The following is a 17,284-nucleotide window of genomic DNA, read 5'->3' on the forward strand; positions in this document are numbered from 1 at the left end:
GGTTTCCGACCGCTTTAACTGGGCATTTCGGTCGTACCGGAGTGAGGTTACGGGGAGTGTCCGGGACAGTCCGCGCCCCCGGGGGAGGTGAGGGCGTCGAGCGTCGTGTTCCTGCCGCATGCGTCATCGAGCGTCTCGGTCGTGCGACGCCGCCTCGCGGCAGAGCTCCTGGAGTCGGGTGTCTACGAGGACATCGCCGACGACGCGGCCGTGATCCTCAGCGAGTTGATCAGTAACGCGCTGCGGCACGCCCGCCCTCTGCCTTCAGGCGACATAAGAGTCGCCTGGAGCCGTCAGGGCGACCTCATCCAGCTCGCCGTCAGCGACGGCGGCGCCATGACCGAGCCCCGCCGCGCCCGCGCCACGCTCTCCTCGCTCGGCGGCCGCGGGCTGGGCATCGTCGAGACCCTCGCCGACGGGTGGGGCGTCCTGCACGAGGACGGCGGCACCACGGTGTGGGCCACCCTCCACTCGCCGCACTCCGCCAAGTCCAACGGCTCAGGCCCGGCACCGTACGAGGTGCCCCGGAGCATGAGCCGCTGAATCAGGCCGGGTCGCGCAGCAGCGGGCAGGACATGCATCGCGGACCGCCTCGTCCGCTGCCGAGTTCGCTGCCCTGGATGCGGATGACCTCGATGCCTGCCGCCTCCAGCCGCGCGTTGGTCTCCACGTTGCGCTCGTACGCGACGGCCAGCCGCGGCCCGACGGCCAGGGTGTTGTTCCCGTCGTCCCACTGCTCGCGTTCGGCGGTGACCGGGTCGAGGCCGGTGTCGATCACGCTGAGCCGGTCGATGCGCATCGCCTTGGCCGCCGCCTCCAGGAACGGCTGCGCCCGCGATACCCGAAGGTCGCCGTTCTCGCTGGTCACGGTGTACGCGATCAGGGAGTACGCCACCGCCGGGTACATGACGATCTTGTCGACGTCGACCATGGTGCAGATGGTGTCGAGGTGCATCGTGGCGCGTTCCTGGGCGATCGGCACCGCCAGCACGGTGTGCGCCAGGCCGGTCTGGAACACCTGCCGGGCCAGCCGCTCGACGCCCGCCGGAGTCGTACGCTCGCCGGTGCCGATGGCCAGGACGCCGGGTGCGAGGAGCAGGACGTCGCCGCCCTCGACGTTCTCGAAGGCCGGTTCGTACACCGGCTCGGCGCCGTCGAACCGCGGGTGGTGCCGGTAGATCAGCTGGGCGAGTCCGGTCTCGCGCCGTCGCGCCCGCATCGCGAGGCTCATCACCGCGATCCGGTCGCCGATCCACACGCTCGAGTCGCGGGTGAACAGGAGGTTCGGCAGCGGGTCGATGACGAAGTCGTGCCGGTCCATGAGCTGGTAGACCAGGCCGCGGCCGGTCTTGAGCTCCTCGTGGGCGAGCCCGCCGACGAGCACCTGAGTGAGGGTCTCGGGCGTCAGGTCGGCGAGGTAGCCGCTGAGGATCTTCCGTAGCTGGTCGCCGAGCCGGGAGTCGTCCAGCACGGTCGTGATCGCCTCGTCGCGCGCCGGCTGGTACTCCAGGGTGTCCTGCAGCAGCTCGGTGAGGTAGAGCACCTCGACGCCATGGTCGCGCAGGGCCTGGGCGAACGCGTCGTGCTCCTGCTGTGCGCGGCCCACCCAGGGGATGCCGTCGAAGAGGAGCTGGTCGTTGTTACGGGGGGTGAGGCGCTTCAACTCCGAGCCGGGACGATGCAGAAGGACGGTCCTGAGGCGGCCGACCTCACTGTCGACACGGTAGGCATGAGTCACATTTGTGAGCTTAGTCGTCCCTACGTGAACAGGTGCTTTGGGTGCAGCACGTTATTTACCGGACTTCTCCCTCGATCACGGTAGGAAGATCCCATACTCCTTGATCTCCAAGATCAGGTCGGGGTGCAGGTCGACGGTCGTCACGAGCTCCTCGGCGGAGGAGAAACTCCCGACGTGCTCGCGCATCGACACGATGCGTTCGGCGACCTCACGGGTGATACCGCTGAGTACGGTCAGCGCCGGCCCGGGGGCGTGGTTGAAGTCGATGAGGCCGCCGTCGTCGTACTGTCTGGGCAGGTCGGGACGGCCGATGCGCAGCTCGCGGGCGAGGGCGGGGTCCTCCGCGGCCTGCTCGCGCGCCTGACGGCGGAGATCCCGTCGCATGGTCGCGGCGGCGATCGCGCTGGCGTTCATGTTGCCGCGGCGAGGCGGGATCGCCGGTCCGCGCCGGGGCTGGACCACCGGTCCGGCCGGTCGCCCGTTGAAGAGCACGTTGCCGTGCTGGTCGACCGTGAGGGACAGGCGTTGCTCCGAGCCGGTCACGCCCAGGATCACCCAGACCGGCAGCCAGATGCCGCAGGTCAGGAGGGTGGCGAGGAGGTGAGCCAGATGGTTGACGTCACCGCCGCTGACCATCATCGCGTGGTTGTCGACCTGCGACTCGATGCGCCAGCCGAGCGAGACCTGGCGCATGATCGCGTTGCCGAGGATCGCCCGGAGCCGCTCGGGCGGCAGCGGGCGCCCGCCGGGGAAGGGAATCATCGATCAGTGGACCGCCCGCGACTCGCCCTCCCAGTAGGGCTCGCGGAGCTGCCTCTTCAGGACCTTGCCGGTCGGGTTGCGCGGGATCGCCTCGGTGAAGTCGACCGATGACGGGCACTTGAAGTGCGCCAGCCGCTCGCGGCAGTAGTCGATGAGTTCCTGTTCGGTCGTCTCCCCTTCGCGTACGACGACGGCCTTCGGGGTCTCGCCCCACTTCTGGTCGGGTACGCCGATCACCGCGCAGTCGGCGACCGCGGGGTGGCTCATCAGGACGTTCTCCACCTCGGCGGGGTAGATGTTCTCCCCGCCCGAGATGATCATGTCCTTCACCCGGTCGTGGATGAAGAGGTAGCCGTCCTCGTCGAGGTAGCCGGCGTCGCCCGTACGCAGCCAGCCGCCGGGCAGGAGGGTGTTCTTGGTGGCCTCCTCCAGCGCCCAGTAGCCGTGCATGTTCTGCGGCGTACGGCTGACGATCTCCCCGACCCGCCCGGCCGGCAGGTCCTCGCCGGTGGCCGGATCAATGATCTTCAGCTCGGTCGTGGGGTTGGCGATCCCGGCACTGCGCAGCCGCTCACCCGGCTTGTGGTCCGCCGGCGGCAGGTAAGTGATCGCCCCGGTCGTCTCCGTCAGCCCGTACACCTGCATGAACTCGGTGTTCGGCAGCAGCCGCATGGCGCCGAGGAGCACCTCGTCGCTGATCGGCGAGGCGCCGTACAGGAGGAGCCGGAGGCTGGACAGGTCCGCCGCGCGTACCTCGGGGATCTGCTGCATGAACATCAACAGGACCGGCACGAGGAAGACATGCGTGACCCGATGCGCCTCGATCGCCTTGGCGATCCCGACCGGGTCGGGCTCCCGCATGATCACCCCGGGGATGCCCGCGTAGACGGCGCCGACGGTGAGCGTGCAGCCCGCGATGTGGTACATCGGCATGGCGACCATCAGGCGGCTCTCGGGCCCGAGGTTCCAGAGGTCGTCGGCGAGCGGGAGCACGGCGAGGAAGTTGTCGTGCGTCAGCATCACGCCCTTGGGCAGGCCGGTGGTGCCGGAGGAGTAGAGCTGGACGAACACCTCGGCCGGGTCGTCCTGCCGGGTGGGCTCGCGGTCGCTCCACGCGGCGTAGTTCTCGTACTTCTCGCTGTCGCCGATGACGATCAGATGCTCGGTGTGCTCGAGGCGGCCGGCGATGGCGTCGAGGATGTTCTCGAACTCCGCTCCGGCGACGAGGATCTTCGCCTGGGCGTTCCCGACGATGTAGGCGACCTCGTCGGCGGCGAGCCGGTAGTTGACCGGAACCTGGACGGCGCCGATCCGAGCGGCGGCGAACAGCAGCTCGACGTACGGCAGGGAGTTCTTGTCGAGAACGGCGACACGGTCACCCTGCCCGACCCCGGACGCGCGCAGGGCACCGGCCACGGAGTCCACCCGACGGTCGAACTCCGCGAACGTGACCTGTTCGTCTTGGTAGATGTAGGCGATCCGGTCGGGGTGCGCCGCCGCCCGGTCACGGAGCAAGCCGGTGAGATTCATGGCCGAATCATGCGCGTAGGCGACATGGCGCGACAAGACCCCGACTAGTCGCTCTTGGCCAACCTGCTGATGAGGGTCACGACGATCGCCGCGATCACCGCGAGGACGCCGAGCCAGATCAGGAACTTCAACGCAGAGATGATCATGCCGATCACCATGAAGATCAGCCAGATCGACAGCAGCACGCCGACAATCGTCAGAATCGCCTTGCCCATAGGGGGAGGGTACGCGTTCGGGGACCTGTTTCGCAGCGATGATGATCAGCCGGCGGGGATTCGCAGGGTGGCGTTCTTTTCTGTGGTCGAGCGGTGCCGTGAGGGACGCGTGGCGGGTCCTCACGTTTTTCGGAGTGATGAGGTCTGAGGAAATCTCCGCTGGTCAGGCTTGGGGTTCAGAGTGTGATCCGCTTCGGTGCGCCTGCCCTGGGGGCGGTACGCATTGGCCGAGTCGTGCCGTGGGAAGGCCCAAGGCCGTACGGCCGATGCCGCGGTTGCCCGGCGAAACACCTCGTCGATCACCGCATTTCCCGACCGGGCCGGGGACGGCTTCCGCGTCAATCGCATGCGCCGCGTCGGCCGTGCGAGCCATGCCCTCGTTCAAAGGGCCGAACCCTGCTCCGCCGCCGGTGAGCGCCGCGAGGCCGACCTCCATGAGTGGTCATCCACCGGTCCTGTGGATAGCGCAGTGGAAAACTCAGGAGCGCCGATCAGCTCACCCGCTGGGATGCGCGCCTTCACCCCTCCAAAGCAGTCGCCAGAGTGGTCATGACCCCGAGCCGCATCGAGCGGGAAGCCGCTCCGCCGAACGCCCCTGCCCATCCCCGTGAACTAGTCCCGCCGCACTCCGCCACCAGCACATTCGTCACCCAAGCCCCGCCCGAACCCTTAAAATCCAAAGCCGCCGCCGCCCCGGAAGGGAGAGGGTCCCCGCCCGCCCAGGGGGACCATCCCACTTCTATTCTTTCGGGCTGTGGATTGGGGGGGACAGGAGGTTCCACAGGTTGTGGATAACTCGGGTGCGTCCACTGGAGGGAGGGGGCCGGTGAGGTCGGCTCCCGGCGGCAGGGAGAGGAGGGGTGGATTGGATGCCTCGGCCCGCGCGAACAGTGGGACGCCGATCCAGCCGGGGATCGTCGTGCCCGTGCACTGCCCGCCGTGCCGTCGGCCGCCGATGTCGTCGACGTAGACGCACGACTCGGCAACCCCGCCTGGGATCACCGCCTGGTCGTGAACGACATCTTCGGCGGTGACCTCATGCTCGGAGAGGTCCACCCCATCGACGGCGAGATCGACCTGACCCGCGAGCAGTTCCAAGAAGGCCAGACCGGCGGCGGCGCCCGCGTCGTCGTACGCCGACGGGACCCCTGCCCGAGCGCCGCCGCGAGTACGAGCTCCTCCCCGACCGTGTCGCCGCCCGGCTCGGGCCGATCCGACCTCAGCGGAGCTTGCGGAAGAAGTCACGGACGTCGCCGACGAGCAGGTCCGGGGCCTGTAGCGAGGCGAAGTGACCGCCCCGGTCGAACTCCGACCAGTGCGCGACCGCGTGATCCCGCGAGGCCAGGCGCCGTACGGTCGAATCGCCTGGAAAGACCGCCACGCCCAGTGGCACCGGCGACCGTTCCGCCCGCCCCCACGACCCGGCGGCCTCGCGGTACAGCCGTGCCGCCGAGGCCGCGGTCCCGGTCAGCCAGTACGCCGACACGTTGGTCAGGATCGCGTCCCGGTCGATGCCGCCGACGTTCTCCCCATAGTCGTCGAACCATTCGGTGTACCAAGCGAGCTGCCCCACCGGCGAGTCCGCCAGCCCGTACGCGAGCGTCTGTGGCCGGGTGCTCTGGATCTGCGCGTACCCGGACCGCTCCTCATGCCAGCGCCCGAGCGCGGACATGCGCTCCAGCTCCACCGGCGTGAGTCCCTCCAGCTCGCTCGGATCGCCGGTGGGCAGCGCGACCAGCGCGTTCACGTGCACACCGACCACGCGGGATGGGTCGACCCGGCCCAGCTCGGGGGAGATCCGCGCACCCCAGTCGCCGCCCTGCGCGCCGTACGACGCGTAGCCCAGGCGGTCCATCAGCACCGCCCAGGCACGCGCGATCCGCGTCACGTCCCATCCCGCCTCGGACGTGGGGCCCGAGAAGCCGTAGCCCGGCAGCGACGGCGCCACCACGTGAAAGGCGTCCGCCGGATCGCCGCCGTACGCGCGCGGGTCGGTCAGCGGTCCGATGACCGGGAGGAGGTCCGCGACCGTGCTCGGCCAGCCGTGGCTGAGGATCAGCGGCATCGCGAACGGCTCCTGCGAGCGTACGTGCAGAAAGTGCACGTTCTGCCCGTCGATCTCGGTCGTGAACTGCGGGAAGGCGTTCAGTGCCGCCTCATGCTCCCGCCAGTCGTAGCCCGTACGCCAGTGGTCAACGAGGGACCGAACGCGTTCGACCGGTATGCCGTAGGACCAGCCGGGCCACGCGTCGGGCCAGCGCGTACGGGACAGGCGTTCGCGCAGGTCGTCGAGGTCGGCCTGGGGGATGTCGATGCGGTAGGGATCCATGCCACCGAGTCGACCAGGCGAAGCGGTCAGTTCCTGTCCGCAAAAACGCTGTCCGCCTCCGGCCGTCTGGCGGAGCAGGGGCAAAAACGGTAAACCGACCGGAAACCTCCGACGTCCATTGATCGTCGCCCGCTATCGAGGGCGGCGGTTCTTAGGAGGTTTGGTGAGAGTACGCGTTTTCTCGCGTGTGCTGGCCGTCACCGCGGTCACGGCACTGGGGGCAGCGGGAATGGCCGGCGCGGTACATGCGTCCGCCGTTCCGGGTACGGCGAAGGCGGCGCTGAGGGCCGCACCCGCGGGTGCGGACCCTTATGACTTCAACGGCGACGGCTACACCGATCTGGCGCTCGGCGACCCGTACGGCACGGTCGGCGGAGTGACGACGGCCGGTTTCGTGACCATCGTGTACGGCAACGCGTCCGGGCTGAACACGGCGAAGAAGCAGGTCTTCTCGCAGGCCAGCGCCGGTGTCCCGGGCACGCCGGAGTCGGCGGACCACTTCGGGTTCTCGATCACTTCGCTGGACTACGACGCGGACGGTTACGCGGACCTCCTGATCGGCGCGCCGGACGAGGACACCACCGACGGGGCGAACGCGGGGTCGGAGACGATCCTGTGGGGCACGCCGTCCGGACTCACGGGCACCGGCTCGGACGCCATCGCCGAGCCCGAGGGCGCCGCCGCGGGCCACCGTTTCGGCTTCTCGCTCGCGGCGGCCGACTTCGACGGGGACGGCTACACCGACTGGGTCGACACCTCGCCCGGCGACGGAGTCTTCTGGACGTTCAAGAACCCGGGAGCCGCTCTGCGGGCCCGGAAGGCGGGAAAGAGCTTCGCGCCGACCGCGGAGCCGAAGAAGGTCCGCGGGAGCAAGAAGAAGGCCGCCGCCGCGGCGGCCGACGACGCGGTCACCGCGTTCATCCCGGCGGTCGGCGACGTCAACGGCGACCAGAAGCCCGACCTGGTCATCGGCTGGCAGGACACCGAGAGCCCGACGTCCGGGTTCGACGTGTGGGACGACTTCAACGAAGAGGGCTCGTCCCTGGCCAATGAGGTGCAGACCCGCGTGGACAGTCTCGCGGTCGGCGACTTCGACGGGGACGGCTACGGAGACGTCGCGGTGGGCGGCGCCGACGAGAGCGCCGGCACCGGCGGCCACGTGTCGCTCTACAAGGGCGACGCGGACGTCACCCTGAGCACCACCAGCGCGATCACCCAGGACACCGACAGCGTGCCCGGTACGGCCGTGGCCGGCGACCGGTTCGGCTACTCGCTGTCCGCGGGCGACATCAACAAGGACGGCAAGGCGGACCTCGCGGTCGGCGTGCCGTACCGCAGCATCGGCACTCTGGCGCACGCCGGCGAGGCGGTCGTGCTGTACGGCTCGGCCTCCGGGCTGACCGGCACCGGCTCTATGGCCGTCTCCCAGGACACGGCGGGCGTGCCGGGCACGGCGGAGGCCGAGGACGAGTTCGGCTGGACCGTGGCCGTGCTCAACCCGAACGCCGACGGCTACGCCGACCTGATCGCCGGCGCACCGAAGGAGAACGGCACCGACGGTGCGGTGAGCCTGCTGCTCGGTGGCGCCTCCGGCGTCAGCGGGACGGGTTCGGCCACCTTCGGCGCCGGAACGCTGGGCACCAGCGGGCTGGACGCGCAGGTGGGCGTCCGTCTCGGCCGCATGGGCTGAGGTTTTTCGGACCGGCCGTCCGCCGACGGCGGACGGCCGGTTCGGCAATTCATCATGAAGATCGCAGGAAGCGGTAAACCACTCACAAACCTCCGACGTCCTTCTGGAGCGTCGTTCGCCATCGCGAACGGCCAGGGGCTTAGGAGGTTTGGTGAAAGTACGCGTTTTCTCGCGTGTGCTGGCCGTCACCGCGGTCACGACACTGGGGGCGGCGGGAATGGCGGCTGCGATTCACGCGGCCGCCGCACCGGCCAAGGCCACGGCGGCCGCCGCCGTGAAGGCCGCGGCCACGGGGGCCAAGCCGTACGACTTCAACGGCGACGGTTACGCCGACGTGGCGCTCGGCGACCCGTACGGCAAGGTCGGCAGCCTGTCGAGTGCGGGCTTCGTCTCGATCGCCTACGGCGCGAAGACGGGCGCGACCGGCAGCAAGAAGCAGGTCATCAGCCAGAACACCGCCGGTGTGCCGGGGTCCGCAGAGGCGACCGACCACTTCGGCTATTCGGTCGCCTCGCTCGACTACGACCACGACGGGTACGCGGACCTGCTCGTGGGCGCTCCGGACGAGGACACGACCAGCGGTTCGAACGCCGGGTCGGAGACCATCCTGTGGGGCTCGAAGTCCGGCCTGACGGGCACCGGCTCGCAGACGCTCGCCGAGCCGTCCAACGCCGGCGCGGGTCACCGCTTCGGTTTCGCGCTGGCCACCGGCGACATCGACGGTGACGGCGTCACCGACTGGGTGGACACCTCGCCCGGCGACGCCTACTTCTGGACGTTCGCCTCGGGGGGACAGGCCCTTCGCGCCACCTCGGCGCGAACCTTCCACCCGGCGACGAAGTTCCGGGCCGTACGCGGCGCCAAGAGCGGGCTCAAGGCCGACGCCGTCACGACGCTGGACGCCCTGATCCCGGCGACCGGCGACGTCGACGGCGACGGCCGTACCGACCTGGTCGTGGCCTGGCGTAACTCCAAGGCCGAACCGAAGTCGCAGTACGGCTTCGACGTCTGGACCAGTGTCGAGGCGACCAGTCCCGCCAACGAGGTCCTGACCAAGACCGACGCGCTCGCCGTCGGCGACTTCGACGGCGACGGCTACGCGGACGTCGCCGCGGGCGCCTCCGACGACAGCGGCCGCGAGCACAGTCACCTGGTCGTCTTCAAGGGTGACGCGAGCGTCGGCATGAGCGACTCGACCATGATCAACGAGGACACGGCCGGCGTGCCGGGTGCGACCGCGCTCGGGGACAAGTTCGGCGCGTCCCTGTCGGCCGGCGACGTGAACAAGGACGGCAAGGCCGACCTCGCGGTGGGCCTTCCCGGCCGTACGGTCAGCAGCAAGGCGCGGGCCGGTGAGGCGATCGTGCTGTACGGCTCGGCCTCGGGGCTGACCGGCACGGGCTCGCAGGCCGTCTCGCAGAGCACCGCGAACGTGGCGGGCGCGGCCGAGGTCGACGACGCGTTCGGTACGGGCGTGAGCCTGCTGGACGTCACCGGCGACGGCCGCGCGGACCTGATCGCCGGTGCGTCGGGGGAGAACTCCCTCGACGGCGCCGTGAGCGTGCTGCTCGGAGGCGCCGGTGGCGTCACCGGCACCGGCTCGACCGGCTTCGGCGCCGGCACGATCGGCGTCACCGGCAAGAGCGCGCAGATCGGACGGATCGTCGGCCGTCTCGGCTGATCACCTGTCAGGCCGTCCGGGTCCCGCTTCGTCAGGACCCGGGCGGCCTTTCCATTGCCTCCTCGACGGCGCGTACGGTCGGGCACGGCCAGCGCCACATGCAGGCGCGGCAGCGGCGGATCGGGCTGCCGGGATCGCTGGAGATGCCCCCGGCGTCGCGCGGCTGGTGCAGGTCGAGCAGGCGCAGGCCGAGCTCGCAGAAGGCGATCACTTCGTCGCGGGCGGAGGCTAGGAACCTGAGGTCCTCACGCGAGAGCCGGGCCTTGACTGGGACGAACCCCTCACGGTTGACGAGCCCGGAGAAATAGTGCGTGACAGAACGCCATGAACTGGACTTCTGCGAACGCGTACGGATGAGCTCCAGGCGCTCGCGGAGCCGACCGCGCCCTGGGTCGTCGAGCCTGCCGCCGGTCATGGTGACCACTCCGGCCGACGCGGGCCGCGCGTCCAATGATCTCCGGAACTGTGTTCCACCGCCCTAGCTTCTCGTACACGCGACGCGCCGGTGGGCGAATTCCCGCACATCAGGTCCACAGAGGCGCGATGATCTACAGGTGGTCTGACCTGCGACGGAACCATTGTTAAATGTCACGGGAAAAGCTGAAAACTGCGCAGCGTTCAGGCAATGGACATCCCACCACCTGGCAACGGGCAGTCCCTAATCCCGTTCGCCTCTGTTCCCCCTGCGCGGGGGGCGCTAGTGTGCGGCTCGTGGAGCTAAAGATCTCGACTGCATCTCAGGGAGGTCACGCCGTCGTCTCTGTCTACGGCGAGGTCGATCTCTATACGGCACCCAGACTGCAAACGGAGCTCGCCGCGCTGGTGCGCGACGGAGTCAGCCGCCTTGTGGTGGACCTCAGCGGAGTCGAGTTCTGTGACTCGACCGGCATGAACGTCCTGCTCTCGGCGATGAAACGGCTGCGTGAGCACGGCGGCTCGCTGGAGCTGGCCGCGCCACGGTCGGCGGTCCGCCGGATCCTTCAGGTCACCGGCCTCGACACGGTCTTCTCCGTGCACGATGCCGTACCTGCCTTCGGACGGACGTAGCCGCCACTACCATCGCCTTCATGCAGGCGGACACGGATACGGCTGTCATCATCGCGGCCAAGGACGAGCAGGACCGGATCGCCGCGACCGTGGAGGCCGCGGCGTCGCTGCCCGGCGTCGACCTCGTTGTCGTGGTCGACGACGGGTCGGCGGACGCGACCGGCCGGATCGCCGCGGGCAGCGGCGCGAAGGTCATCCGGCACTCACGCAACCGCGGCAAGGGCGCGGCCATGGAGACCGGCGCGGCCGCGGTGCGCCTTCTCGACGACGACACACCGCGTCACCTGCTCTTCCTGGACGCCGACCTCGGCGAGACGGCCAAGCAGGCCGCCCCGCTCGTGGAGCCCGTACGCGCGGGCACGGCCGACATGACGATCGCGGTCTTCAGCGAGCTGGTGAAGCTCGGTGGGCACGGTTTCGTCGTACGCCTGTCGCGCGACGGCATCAAGCGGCTGACGGGCTGGACCGCGACGCAGCCGCTCAACGGCCAGCGCTGCCTGACCCGCGCCGCCTTCGACGCCGCCCAGCCACTCGCACCGGGCTTCGGTGTGGAGACGGGCCTGACCGTCGACCTGCTGCGCGCGGGTTTCTCGATCACCGAGGTCGAGGTGCCGCTGTCGCACCGCGCCACGGGCACCGACTGGCACGCCCAGCTCCATCGCGCCCGCCAGTTCCGCGACGTCGGGCGCGCCCTGGCCGCCCGCGAACCCACTGTGGCCAGACAACTGGCCCGCCTCCGCCGTGCCGGACGCTGACTCCCCCGACATCTCCACGGGAGCGCCGGAAGGCGGGACTCCTACGGGCAGGCCGGGCGCCTCCGGGAGCAGGAGGACCGCGCGCGCCGGGGGCCGTACGGGCAAGGAGACGACGCTCGCCGGGGCCGGGCCACCGGGCCGGGGCTCGGGCGGGCGTCCTCGCGGGGCGGGCCGGCTCGGAGCGGCCGGGCTCGGGCTGGCCGCCGCCGGGCTCGTCTGTCTTCTCCTGACCGCTTTGCTCGGCCCCTCCGTCATGCAGCCCGCGCTCCCCGGAGGCGCCGCACAGCCCCCGTTCTCCCTCACCGCCCACCCCTCCCCAGACCTCGTCATCGCCCTCACCGCCGCCGGCGTCCTGCTCTCCGCCGCCGGGCTCGCCCTCTGCCTCGGCGCCGTCCGGCGCGGCTGGTGGTTCCGGCCGCGCACGCTGCTGCTCGCCGGCGCGCTCGCCACCGCCGCCTTCGCGCTCATGCCCCCCGTCGGCTCGGCCGACCACCTCAACTACGCCGCGTACGGGCGCATGGCGGTCACCGGCAACGATCCGTACGCCACGACCGCGCGCAGCCTGCCCGCCGACCCGGTGGCCCGTGCCGTGCAGGACTGGCGCGACACCCCCACCGTCTACGGGCCGATCGCCACCGCGCAGGAGACGTTCGCCTCGCTGATCGGCGGCACGTCCGTTCGGCTGACGGTGTTCGTCATGTCGCTCACGAACGCCCTGGCCTTCCTGGCCGTCGGCCTTTTGCTCTACCGCACCGCGCGCGGCGACCCCGGCCGCGAGCTGCGGGCCGCGCTGCTGTGGACGGCCAACCCGCTCCTGCTGTTCGAGCTCGTCGGCGGGGCGCACAACGATCTCCTCGCGATCGCGTTCGCGGTGGCCGGGCTCGTGGTGTTCGCCCTGCCCGACCCGCTGCGGCCCCGGCCGAGCGACGGACGCGGGCTCAGCCGCTGCGTCTACGCGGGCGTGCTCATCGGCGCCGGCGCCGCCGTGAAGATCAACGTCGCCATCGCCGCCGGCGGTCCCCTGCTCATCCTGCTCGGCGAGTGCTGGCAGGCCCGTACGAGACGGAGCGTCGTACGCGTCGCCGTGCTGGCCCTCTCGGCCGCCGTCGTCACCGCGCTGGCCTACCTCATGGCCGGCCCGCACTCCCTCGACCAGCTGAACCGCGCGTCCAAGTCGGTGTCACTCGCCACCCCCTGGCACCTGCTGGCCGGGGCGACCGGCGGCCTGATCGTGACCGTCCCCCGCGAGGCCGTGCAGATCGGCTCGGTCCTGCTGACCCTCCTGCTGGCCGTGCTGCTGCTCCGCGCGCTGCCCCGCCCGCACGTGCGCACGCTCGCCGACCCGCTCGGGGACGAGACGTTCCGGATCACCGCCGCGCTCGCGCTCGCCTGGCTGTTCGCCGCGCCGTACGCCCTGCCCTGGTACGACGGGCTCGGCTGGGCGACGATCGCGCTGCTGGCCTGGTCGAGGTTCGACTGGCTGCTGCTGGCGCGCACGTCCGTACTCGCCCTGGCCTACCTGCCCGCCCGCGACCCCCGGCTCGCCGGCCTGCCGCACCGGCTCGACTGGCTGATCACCGTTGTACGGGCCCAGATCACGCCTTGGGTGCTGGCGCTGACTCTGATCGCTCTGATCGCGGTGGCGGCGCGGTGGTCTCCTCGGGCCCAATCGCCTGGATGCTCGCCACGAGCGCCAGCGGGATCGCCACCGTGAACGCCAGCGCCGGGATCGCCACGCCGGAGTCGTTGACCAGCATGCCCACCCCCGCCGTCACCAGCACGGCGACGAGCGTCGGCCGCAGCGCGGGGGCGCGCTCGTAGGCCGTGTGGAGCACGGCGGCGCGCCAGGCGAGCGGCCGCAGCAGCGCGAAGATGAGGAACGCCACGGCGGCCACCGCGATGAGCGAGAGCTCCCAGTTGACGAAGGTGCCGAGCATCCCGCGCAGCTTGCGGGCGATGATCGTGCCCGCGTCGCCGTTCATCAGGCTCTTCCAGAACTCCCCGATGTGCGTCGGGTCGGCCCGCAGCGAGTCCAGGAATGACACGGCCAGCACGAAGACCGCACCGCCGGCGAGCACGATGAGGAGCCGGGAGAGGCGGACCTTCCGGCCGGCGATCATCATGGCGAAGACGGCGAATCCGGGGATGATCGCGATGATGCCGCCGAAGTCCGCGCCCGCGAACGGCGCGCCGTCGATCACGAGCGCGAGGACCCCGGAGGCGATGACGGCCGCGGTCGCCACGGTGCGACGGCCGGACCTCAGCAGCCACTCGGCCACCGCACCGGTCACGATGATCAGGCCGGTGACGAACAGCGCCCACGGGATGTTGCCGAAGCCGTAGAAGCGGCCCGCGACCAGCGGCGTGTACCCGAGCATGCTGCACGTCTGCAGATGGCTTCCGGTGAGCACGTCGAGCGTGAGCACGAGCGCGGTCACGCCGCCGACGATCGCGCCGGCCCCGGTGATCGAGCGGCGCCACGGCCCGGCCAGGGCGATTCCGGTGATCACCCCGATCGCGACCACGATGGCGGCGACGAGGACGACCGCGGGATGCCCGGCCGACCACCACGGCACCAGATTGGCGAGGAAGGCGGCGGCCGGGAGCGAGGCGCCGGCCAGCGCGGCGACCCTCGTCGCCGCGAGGACCCGCCGCCGCTTCCGGGTGAGCGCGAACGTGCCGAAGGCGTACAGCGCCACCTGCACGATCACGAGGGCGAGGTAGAAGGGCAGGACCAGGCGGCTGTAGGACTGCGCCGCGACGTCATGGTCGTTCAGCCGCTTGGTGAGCGTGCCGACCGAGGCTGGCTTGGCGCCGTCGTCGCGCCAGCGGGAGCCGACCGCGTCGCTCGGCTGCTTGAGGCCCAGGGAGTGCAGGACCGTCGCGGTGACGTCGGTGAGGGTGACCAGACCGCTCGTGTGCGTGGAGTCCGCGGTGAGGTAGTGGCCGGAGTATCCCGGTCCGCTCGCGATCGCGACCCGCAGGTGCGCGGAGACGTTGGCGTCGGACAGCCCGGCCAGCAGCACGGTGGTGTCCGGCGGCAGAGAGGTGAGGACCTGGCCGACCTGGGTGTCGGCGGACTTCACGGCCGCCGCGCGCTTCTTGGCCGCGACCTGGGCCTGGTCGCCGTTCACGTCGACGCCCGCGTCGATGTAGGCGTGGAAGACGTCGTCGATGTCGACCACCGTGAGCGCGCACCGCGTGAGGCCGTCGGCGGGGATCTGCTCGGTCGAGGGGACGTAGCCGTCCACTCGGCCGGCGCTGTCGGCCGCGCCGAGGACGGCGCCGGGGCCGATCGCCATCGTGCAGCCGCCGCCGGTGTGCACCGCGTCGCCGAGCAGCCCGACCTGTGACTTGTACTTGTTGTGCGCGTTGTCGTCGCGCATCGCGGCGAAACCGGGGACGGCGTTGCCCTCCGGCGCCGGAGGCAGGCCACAGCTTCCGTTCCGTAGCTGTGATCTCTGCCCGGCCGAGATGGTCAGCCAGCCGTCGATCGGGCAGGTGTGGGGACCGACCGTCTTCACCGACAGGGCCGCGGAGGACCCCTGTCCGGCCAGGCGGGCGAGGTTGGGCGTGGCGGTATCGTGAATGTCGCCCCATTGCAGGCCGGGTACGCCTATCAGCACGACATGACCCCTGGTCGGGGCACTCGCCGATGCCGCGGTGGGCAGCAGAGCCAGCGCCACGGCCGCAAAAAGGAGCAACACGGTCGCTGCACCTTTTGTGTGGCTACGTCCCGCATCGCGCGGCTGTGCCACGATCACCTCCATGTCTGGGACGTCCCCAGGCTAGCCGCGGACGTGGGACAGGATGGACACATGGGTGGTCGAAGGACGATACGCGAGGCCGTGATCGTCGTCGCGGCGGTCGTCATCGCCGCCGTCGCGGTCGCGCCTCTCGTCCTGCACTGGCTGACCAACCAGCCCGATCAGCGCCTGGTCGACCTCGATGTGTACCGCTCGAGCGGTCAGGCGGTGCTGCGCGGTGCGCCGGTCTATGACTTCCTGACCCAGCCGCCCCAGTTGCTGCCGTTCACGTACCCGACCTTCGCGGTGGTGCTGGCCGTACCCCTCGCGCTGGTCCCGTGGGCCGCCGCCCAGTGGCTCTGGACCGCGTTGATCTTCGTGGCCCTGACCCTAGTGGTGCGCCACTCCTTCGCCCGGCTGCTCGGCCGGATCCGGCCGTGGGCGCCGATCGCCGTCGGTGTGCTGGTCGCGATGTGCGTGTACGCCATGCCGTTGCGGGACCAGATCCGGTTCGGCCAGGTCGACCTCATGCTCGTCGCCCTGTGCGTGGCCGACGTCGCGCCCGCCCGTACGCGCTGGCCCCGGGGCCTCCTGGTCGGCCTGGCCACCGCGATCAAGCTGGTGCCCGGCGTCTTCATCGTCTACTTCTGGGTCACCGGGCGGCGCCGGGAGGCGGTCACCGCCGCGATCGCCGGGGCGGCGGCCACGCTCGTGACCTTCCTGATCCTGCCCGCCGACTCGGCCGACTACTGGTTCCGCGCGCTGTTCGACAGTGACCGGCTCGGCTCCAACACCGCCACGACCAACCAGTCGATCCGCGGGATGCTGCTCCGCCTCTACTGGCCGGACGCCGTCACATCGCTCCTCTGGCTCGTCTGCGCGGCGATCGTCGCCTACTTCGGCTTCCGCGCGGCGCGCCGCGCCTGGCAGGACGGCGACGAGATCCGCGGCATCGCGATCACCGGATTGATCGCGGTGCTCGTCTCACCGGTCTCCTGGATCCACCACCTCGCCTGGCTCGTGGTGGTGTTCGGCGCGATCGTCGGCGACGGACGCGACCGGCGGCGCGTCGCGCTCGCCGTCTGCGTCTGGGTCTTCTACATCATGGAAGTGCCCTGGTGGGGCATCACGATGCTGGCCCACCACACGGGGCCGAGGTTCCTGGGCCGCATCGTGCAGGACGCGTACGGCCTGGGCGCGCTCGGCCTGCTCGTGCTGCTCCGCTCCCGGAGTACCCCGGTTGCGGAAAGTGGCGGCGTGGATACATCGCGTAATGAGTCCCCGGTGGGTACGCTCGGATCGTGATCCTCATCACGTTGGCCGTCATCGGCATCCTCCTCGGAGGGCTCGGACTCTACGCAGGTCTGACCGCGCGCAAGCGTGCGGTGCAGGCCTTCGAGGAGTGCGCCGAGATGATGCGCCGGCAACTCCAGGTCACCTCCGGCGCCGGTGACAACCGCGCCATCCGTGACGTCGCCATCGTCCACTACGACGCGCTCAAGGAGGTATCGGGCGGCCTGTCGTTCTCACTGGCGATGCTCAACGCCCTGGGCGACGGCCTGGTGCTGACCTCCATCAACGGCCGCACCGAGACCCGCACGTACGCGCGGGTGATCCAGGGCGGCCGGAGCCAGCAGGTCCTGTCCCCGGAGGAGGACCACGTCGTACGCGCCGCGCGGCTCGGCCGGGGCCCGGCGATCCGGCTCGACGACCGGCTCGACGTGCGCGTCAACGGCCAGCCGTCCGCGCCGTCCTCATGATCACGCCGAACCGCGCGTAAGGGTCCTCCAC

At 70.5% G+C, this 17,284-nt stretch carries 15 protein-coding genes; 8 read left to right on the forward strand and 7 right to left on the reverse strand.

Going from position 1 to position 17,284, the window contains the following annotated elements; genetic code table 11:
- The first annotated feature begins 105 nt into the window (after nucleotides 1-105).
- Nucleotides 106-543: an ATP-binding protein gene (locus tag QWU11_RS10265; protein ID WP_354670834.1), complete on the forward strand. Its 438-nt coding sequence runs from the start codon at nucleotides 106-108 to the stop codon at nucleotides 541-543.
- A 1-nt stretch (nucleotide 544) separates the two neighbouring features.
- Here QWU11_RS10265 and QWU11_RS10270 read toward each other — a convergent pair whose 3' ends face one another.
- The 5 genes from QWU11_RS10270 to QWU11_RS10290 form a co-directional block, all read right to left on the reverse strand.
- Nucleotides 545-1,738, reverse strand: coding sequence for an arginine deiminase (locus tag QWU11_RS10270; RefSeq protein ID WP_290104888.1), 1,194 nt, complete (start codon nucleotides 1,736-1,738; stop codon nucleotides 545-547).
- Between the two features lie 75 nt (nucleotides 1,739-1,813).
- Complete coding sequence (locus QWU11_RS10275) at nucleotides 1,814-2,500, reverse strand: helix-hairpin-helix domain-containing protein (RefSeq protein ID WP_290104889.1); 687 nt, start codon at nucleotides 2,498-2,500, stop codon at nucleotides 1,814-1,816.
- Between the two features lie 3 nt (nucleotides 2,501-2,503).
- Nucleotides 2,504-4,030 carry a long-chain-fatty-acid--CoA ligase gene (locus QWU11_RS10280; RefSeq protein ID WP_290104890.1) on the reverse strand — a complete coding sequence of 509 codons (1,527 nt, stop codon included), beginning with the start codon at nucleotides 4,028-4,030 and terminating at the stop codon, nucleotides 2,504-2,506.
- A 44-nt stretch (nucleotides 4,031-4,074) separates the two neighbouring features.
- Nucleotides 4,075-4,245: a hypothetical protein gene (locus QWU11_RS10285; RefSeq protein WP_290104891.1), complete on the reverse strand. Its 171-nt coding sequence runs from the start codon at nucleotides 4,243-4,245 to the stop codon at nucleotides 4,075-4,077.
- A gap of 1,219 nt (nucleotides 4,246-5,464) precedes the next feature.
- Nucleotides 5,465-6,574: an epoxide hydrolase family protein gene (locus QWU11_RS10290; RefSeq protein WP_290104892.1), complete on the reverse strand. Its 1,110-nt coding sequence runs from the start codon at nucleotides 6,572-6,574 to the stop codon at nucleotides 5,465-5,467.
- Between the two features lie 163 nt (nucleotides 6,575-6,737).
- Here QWU11_RS10290 and QWU11_RS10295 point away from each other — a divergent pair, with 163 nt between their 5' ends.
- Nucleotides 6,738-8,264 carry an FG-GAP repeat protein gene (locus tag QWU11_RS10295; protein ID WP_290104893.1) on the forward strand — a complete coding sequence of 509 codons (1,527 nt, stop codon included), beginning with the start codon at nucleotides 6,738-6,740 and terminating at the stop codon, nucleotides 8,262-8,264.
- A 151-nt stretch (nucleotides 8,265-8,415) separates the two neighbouring features.
- Nucleotides 8,416-9,945, forward strand: coding sequence for an FG-GAP-like repeat-containing protein (locus tag QWU11_RS10300; RefSeq protein WP_290104894.1), 1,530 nt, complete (start codon nucleotides 8,416-8,418; stop codon nucleotides 9,943-9,945).
- A gap of 31 nt (nucleotides 9,946-9,976) precedes the next feature.
- Here QWU11_RS10300 and QWU11_RS10305 read toward each other — a convergent pair whose 3' ends face one another.
- Nucleotides 9,977-10,396 carry a hypothetical protein gene (locus tag QWU11_RS10305; RefSeq protein ID WP_290104896.1) on the reverse strand — a complete coding sequence of 140 codons (420 nt, stop codon included), beginning with the start codon at nucleotides 10,394-10,396 and terminating at the stop codon, nucleotides 9,977-9,979.
- 260 nt (nucleotides 10,397-10,656) lie between these two features.
- On the opposite strand from QWU11_RS10305, the gene QWU11_RS10310 reads away from it, so the two are divergent.
- From QWU11_RS10310 to QWU11_RS10320, 3 genes are read left to right on the forward strand one after another with little or no spacing between them, the layout of a single operon-like run.
- Nucleotides 10,657-10,992 (forward strand): STAS domain-containing protein, encoded by a 336-nt coding sequence (locus QWU11_RS10310; protein WP_290105114.1) that lies wholly within the window; start codon nucleotides 10,657-10,659, stop codon nucleotides 10,990-10,992.
- Between the two features lie 20 nt (nucleotides 10,993-11,012).
- Entirely contained in the window at nucleotides 11,013-11,747 is a 735-nt protein-coding gene (locus tag QWU11_RS10315; protein ID WP_290104897.1) for a glycosyltransferase, read from the forward strand.
- Nucleotides 11,734-13,461 carry a hypothetical protein gene (locus QWU11_RS10320; RefSeq protein ID WP_290104898.1) on the forward strand — a complete coding sequence of 576 codons (1,728 nt, stop codon included), beginning with the start codon at nucleotides 11,734-11,736 and terminating at the stop codon, nucleotides 13,459-13,461. Before QWU11_RS10315 ends, QWU11_RS10320 begins: the two co-directional genes overlap by 14 nt.
- Here QWU11_RS10320 and QWU11_RS10325 read toward each other — a convergent pair.
- Nucleotides 13,343-15,454, reverse strand: coding sequence for a hypothetical protein (locus QWU11_RS10325; RefSeq protein WP_290104899.1), 2,112 nt, complete (start codon nucleotides 15,452-15,454; stop codon nucleotides 13,343-13,345). The two genes, QWU11_RS10320 and QWU11_RS10325, sit on opposite strands and share 119 nt — an antisense overlap.
- 111 nt (nucleotides 15,455-15,565) lie before the next feature.
- Here QWU11_RS10325 and QWU11_RS10330 point away from each other — a divergent pair, with 111 nt between their 5' ends.
- Together QWU11_RS10330 and QWU11_RS10335 are read left to right on the forward strand one after the other, a co-directional pair.
- Nucleotides 15,566-16,798, forward strand: coding sequence for a glycosyltransferase 87 family protein (locus QWU11_RS10330; protein ID WP_290104901.1), 1,233 nt, complete (start codon nucleotides 15,566-15,568; stop codon nucleotides 16,796-16,798).
- Nucleotides 16,795-17,253 (forward strand): DUF4446 family protein, encoded by a 459-nt coding sequence (locus QWU11_RS10335; protein ID WP_290104902.1) that lies wholly within the window; start codon nucleotides 16,795-16,797, stop codon nucleotides 17,251-17,253. Before QWU11_RS10330 ends, QWU11_RS10335 begins: the two co-directional genes overlap by 4 nt.
- The last annotated feature ends 31 nt before the right edge of the window (nucleotides 17,254-17,284 follow it).

The sequence above is a fragment of the Actinomadura sp. DC4 genome, from assembly GCF_030406325.1.
Lineage (GTDB): Bacteria > Actinomycetota > Actinomycetes > Streptosporangiales > Streptosporangiaceae > Actinoallomurus.

What these genes read in the sequence shown, in the direction of transcription:
- QWU11_RS10275 (WP_290104889.1), bottom strand. Translation starts at nt 2,500, where the DNA reads ATGATTCCCTTCCCCGGCGGGCGCCCGCTGCCGCCCGAGCGGCTCCGG.
- QWU11_RS10280 (WP_290104890.1), bottom strand. Translation starts at nt 4,030, where the DNA reads ATGAATCTCACCGGCTTGCTCCGTGACCGGGCGGCGGCGCACCCCGAC.
- QWU11_RS10285 (WP_290104891.1), bottom strand. Translation starts at nt 4,245, where the DNA reads ATGGGCAAGGCGATTCTGACGATTGTCGGCGTGCTGCTGTCGATCTGG.
- QWU11_RS10290 (WP_290104892.1), bottom strand. Translation starts at nt 6,574, where the DNA reads ATGGATCCCTACCGCATCGACATCCCCCAGGCCGACCTCGACGACCTG.
- QWU11_RS10315 (WP_290104897.1), top strand. Translation starts at nt 11,013, where the DNA reads ATGCAGGCGGACACGGATACGGCTGTCATCATCGCGGCCAAGGACGAG.
- QWU11_RS10330 (WP_290104901.1), top strand. Translation starts at nt 15,566, where the DNA reads ATGGGTGGTCGAAGGACGATACGCGAGGCCGTGATCGTCGTCGCGGCG.